Here is a 4,293-nt window from a genome sequence, read left to right on the forward strand (position 1 = left end):
CACCGCCTGGTACTCACCGAGCCCCTACCAGGGGAAAAACACCTGGTAATCGGGTGGGCGCAGAGGGACTCGAACCCCCGACATCTGCCATGTAAAGGCAGCGCTCTAGCCAACTGAGCTATGCGCCCGACAAGTGCGAAAGCCTATCGGTCCGCCCGGGCAGTCAAATCCGCAACGCGACCTACACAGAACTGGCCCTTGCGTTGTGCCCGGGGTGGCGCGACGATGAAGGCGGCCCGTGAGCGCGTCAATCAGGGATCCAGCGCCGAACTTCGGTTCGGTCGACTGATTCAAGCCCATCCCCGCAACGGGATCCGACGCTCCCTCACGGGCCCCTTCGCGCTCGCCCGTCAGCCGAAGATGACGTTCGACTCGACGTAACCAATCTCGCGGAGTTCGGTACCGGGCACTGTCTGCTCGATCTCGGCCCGGATCGGCTCGATGTCGGTTGGCACGCTAAATCCGGGTAGCCAGTCGTCGTGGTGACTCAAGATCACCTGCTTCGGTCGCAACATGTCGACCTGCTGCGCCATGAACTGGGCGAGTGACCCTTGGATGGGTTCGCCGTTGATGTTCCCTCGACCGGCAGCAGCAAGGATCGCAACGTCGGGACGCAAATCGCGCAGCACACCGGACCAGTGGCCCGAGGTGTCCTGGTAAAAGAGTCGGCCGTCAGGCAGGTCGAACAGGAAGACCAGCGCGCCACCATCGCCGCGGTCGCTGTGTTCGGCCATCGTCGACATCATGTGCCCAACAGCAAGTGGATCAAGGGCGGTGCCAAGATGTTCAATCAGCTTGGCAAACCGTTCCCGCTGCTCCTGATGGGTGACACCGAGGTCGCCAATGCACACCTCGTCGGATTGGCCCATCTGGCTGTGCGACCACACGCAGCTGTGCTGGCTCGGATACACCGACACCGTCGCCCGACCGGTCGCACCCTCCAATTCGATTGTCTCGCCGCCAGCGACCGGCAACATCCGATCGAGCGCGACACCGAGCCCTTCCATCACACGTACCGTCTCGTAGCTGCCGATCAACGTGGCCTTGGTATTCGCCATGATTACCTCGGCACCGAAGAGATGATCGAAGTGCGAATGGCCGATCACGAGATAGTCACATTCGGCAATGTCGCTCGCTGATCTCGCGGGCGATGGACCCGCAGCGTTCGCGGCCCGATCGATGTATGCATCAAGCATGATGTTCAGTCCAGCGGTCTGCAGGCCGAAGGTTGCGCAGCCGTACCAGTCGAGCGTCGTCGTCATGGCCAGACGGTACTCAGCCAGCCGGGCGCGATCAGGAGCTGGACGAGTAGCGGGCTTCGGTCAGTCGGGATGCGAGTGCCTGCTCGGTGCCAGGATCGGTGTCACCGGGCTGGTCGTGGAGGTGCACGAGGCGGGCGAGTGCTGAGTGCACGCCGTCGAAGTACCGGCGTTGCGATCTCGTCAGCTGCTTGCGGGTTGCCAGCATCTGCTTCCAGTCGGCAAACACGCTGATCTCGTGTTCGGCCATTCCGTAGCGCTGCGCCATCCAGGGCACGAGTTGCACAAATCGGCGTTGGTCACGGACCCGCATCTTGCGCAGCGTCACCGCGACCGCCACGAACAAGACAACGAACATCGCCATCGCGCCCAGCAGCACCAATCCGCTGATCTCAGCACCGTACGAGGCTGCACCATTCCAGGCTGCATGACACAGCATCGACAGTGCCAGCCCACCGAAGACCATCGGGAAAAGCGGCTTGCCCTTGGCCACCGCCGCCCCGATCGCGATCCCCGTCCACGCGGTGAAGAGCGGATGGGCAAACGGCGTCAGCAGACCGCGCAGGACGAAAACCAGCAGCAATTGCCCCTCTTGCTCAGCGAGGCCGAGGTACAGGAAGTTCTCAACCACCGCGAACCCGAGTGCGGTCCACCCGGCGTAAACGATGCCATCCATCACACCGTCGAGTTCTTTGCGGCGCACGGCATACCAGATGCCAATCGCCTTCATGATTTCTTCGATGATGGGTGCCGAGATCACGAGCGAGGCGCCCAAGCCGAGCCCGGCACCAACCAACTCGTTCACGACGCCTGACACGGCGGTTGCCACGAATGCGCCCCACAAGAAGGCGTGGACACGTGCAGACCAAGGCTCCGGTTCGACCCGGTCGAGCCAGATGAGCACCGGGCCAACAATGAAAATGGGAGCCAGGCTGAGCAGGATTGCCATCGGATAGTTGGTCGCGACCTGCACGACGACAAACATCGACAGCAGCGTGCCGATGATCACCGGGACGCTCAGCCAAGCCGGCAGGCGGGGCTTGCGTCTCGCTGGTGGCGCCGCTGTCTGAGCAGTCCACTGCACACCGTCCCACCAACGCCATGGCGCAGCGTCCCACGGGTCTGCGTACCAGCCGGGCGTGATTCTGCCGGTCGGAGTCGGGGGAGGAAGTTGCGACACAGTGACAGTGTTGCAGGACTGGGCTCAGCGGCTGCGGGCGGCAAGCAGTACGTCGAGTAGCGCTCGGTTCGACGCGGCAATCGGCGTTCGCCGAGCTTCGTGTTCGAGCACCGTGAGGTCTCGGCCCCAGGCGTCGATGGCCATCCCGCCTGCCTCTTCGAGGATGAGCACCGATGCGAGGTAGTCCCACACGCCGTGCGAATCAGTCGTGGTGTCGACGAAACCGTCGAATCCGCCGCGGGCGACAGCCGCGATGTCGAGCGCTGCGGCCCCCATTGCCCGGAACTGTCGCCAACCCCAATGCTCAGCAGGGAGGCCGTTCATGGCCACAATCGCATCATCGAGCGGCGTCGGGGCACCGACCAAGATCGGCCGGCCGTTGCGATTCGCTCCCCTGTCTTTCACCGCGGTGTACCGATCCCCCGTCACGAGGTTCGTCACCATCGCGACCTGCGGTTGGCTGTCGACGACGTGACACAGCGCTGTTGCACACCACGGCAGCCCGAGGCTGGCGTTCGTCGATCCGTCGAGCGGATCACACACGACAATGCTTCGTCCATCAGACCCCGGGGCGCGCTGCACACCCGACTCCTCGGACAGCACGTCATATCCGGCGTCCAGGAGCAGGCCAACACACACTTCGTCGACGTCAAGGTCGACGCTGTACTGCCCGTCACGCAAGCCCGACGCACCCCAATCAGCGTTTGCCCTGACCACCTCAGCGGTGCGGTCACAGATCACTGCGAACAGATCGAGAGTTGCCTGGTCAGCAGTGCTGATCAGAGAAGCGGTGCTGCCGTTGGTCGAGTCCACGCTCAGGGACGGTAGTGTCCGCAGCGATGGCAGTCATCGACGTTGCAGGATTCATTGCCGATGTGAAGAGTCAGGCCATTGACCATGGCTTTCACGTCCACGACGAACGACACTTCGTCGAGACCTACTCACTTCGCCAACTTTGGGAAGTTGACCTCCACCCTGAAGAAGCCTGTTCGGGTCCGATCGACCTCCATCTGTCGCTCGATGTCGACCCGCGAGCCATGCTCGGGTTCGAGGACGAAGTGATGAAGCTGGACGAGATCGAAGATCCGCCGCCGCACGGTTTCACATTCCCGCTGCTGTTCACCTGGACGCTGCCTCCACTCCCCGAGCCGCCAGACCTGCTGGTCCTGGCCACCGAGCTCGCGGGCGTCGGCGGAATGGACCTCCCACTGGAAGTGTCGGCAATCGACTCGTTCCCGAGCGTCACCGATGCTCCTGAGCGCAGCTTGTCGATCGTCGCCAAGATGACCATTGACCTGGCTGACGTGTACATGAACCAAGACGACGCTGTCACCACTGCCCTCGATCGGTGCAAGCACGTCAGCCTCTATCTCCTCGAGCACGCCCCGGCGTGGCTCGGCGAATACCTCAACTAGCACGCCAGTCACTGGCAGGGAGCAGCCATGCGAGTTCACGAACTGATTGACATTCTCAGCGACCAACCGCCAGACACCGAAGTCGAGATAGCCATCGTGGCGCCGGTCGACGCCGACAAAGAAGACATCACCGTCGATCGCTATTTTGTCGACGGGGTGCTCCCCTGGCAAGACGCGGAAGACGACGAAGACAGCGACAACCCGGGTGAACTCACTATCTGGCTCGTCGGCGGCGAAGAGGCCGACGTCAGCGACTTCCTCGACGCCATCGAACAACCCGACGCCTAGTTACGTTTGGGGTCAGGCCCCTTTCGCAACTCTGTCGGAGAAGGCGACAAGGTCGAGGTCGAATAGAAGTTTTTCAGGGGCGATAGCTCAGTTGGTTAGAGCACGGTACTCATAATGCCTCGGTCCCGGGTTCGAGCCCCGGTCGCCCCAC

5 protein-coding genes and 2 tRNA genes are annotated in these 4,293 nt (G+C 62.6%); 3 read left to right on the top strand and 4 right to left on the bottom strand.

Translation table 11 applies throughout. The annotated features are described in order from the left end of the window. Positions 1-54: 54 nt before the first annotated feature. The 4 genes from ACH2EI_RS07580 to ACH2EI_RS07595 all read right to left on the bottom strand — a co-directional run bounded on the left by ACH2EI_RS07580 (position 55) and on the right by ACH2EI_RS07595 (position 3,252). Positions 55-128, bottom strand: a tRNA-Val gene (locus ACH2EI_RS07580). A gap of 222 nt (positions 129-350) precedes the next feature. Then, the gene (locus tag ACH2EI_RS07585) at positions 351-1,262 is read right to left on the bottom strand and encodes an MBL fold metallo-hydrolase (RefSeq protein ID WP_395153607.1); all 912 of its coding nucleotides are present in this window, start codon (positions 1,260-1,262) and stop codon (positions 351-353) included. A gap of 31 nt (positions 1,263-1,293) precedes the next feature. Beyond that, positions 1,294-2,439, bottom strand: a complete 1,146-nt coding sequence (locus ACH2EI_RS07590) for a PrsW family glutamic-type intramembrane protease (protein ID WP_395153608.1) — start codon at positions 2,437-2,439, stop codon at positions 1,294-1,296. 24 nt (positions 2,440-2,463) lie between these two features. Then, positions 2,464-3,252: an inositol monophosphatase family protein gene (locus ACH2EI_RS07595; protein ID WP_395159607.1), complete on the bottom strand. Its 789-nt coding sequence runs from the start codon at positions 3,250-3,252 to the stop codon at positions 2,464-2,466. Between the two features lie 26 nt (positions 3,253-3,278). Here ACH2EI_RS07595 and ACH2EI_RS07600 point away from each other — a divergent pair, with 26 nt between their 5' ends. The 3 genes from ACH2EI_RS07600 to ACH2EI_RS07610 all read left to right on the top strand — a co-directional run bounded on the left by ACH2EI_RS07600 (position 3,279) and on the right by ACH2EI_RS07610 (position 4,292). Further along, positions 3,279-3,854: a hypothetical protein gene (locus tag ACH2EI_RS07600; RefSeq protein ID WP_395159609.1), complete on the top strand. Its 576-nt coding sequence runs from the start codon at positions 3,279-3,281 to the stop codon at positions 3,852-3,854. Between the two features lie 27 nt (positions 3,855-3,881). Beyond that, entirely contained in the window at positions 3,882-4,142 is a 261-nt protein-coding gene (locus ACH2EI_RS07605) for a hypothetical protein (protein WP_395159611.1), read from the top strand. 76 nt (positions 4,143-4,218) lie between these two features. Next, positions 4,219-4,292 (top strand) — tRNA-Ile (locus ACH2EI_RS07610). Position 4,293 lies beyond the last annotated feature (1 nt).

The sequence above is a fragment of the Ilumatobacter sp. genome (genome assembly GCF_041688325.1).
GTDB lineage: Bacteria > Actinomycetota > Acidimicrobiia > Acidimicrobiales > Ilumatobacteraceae > Ilumatobacter_A.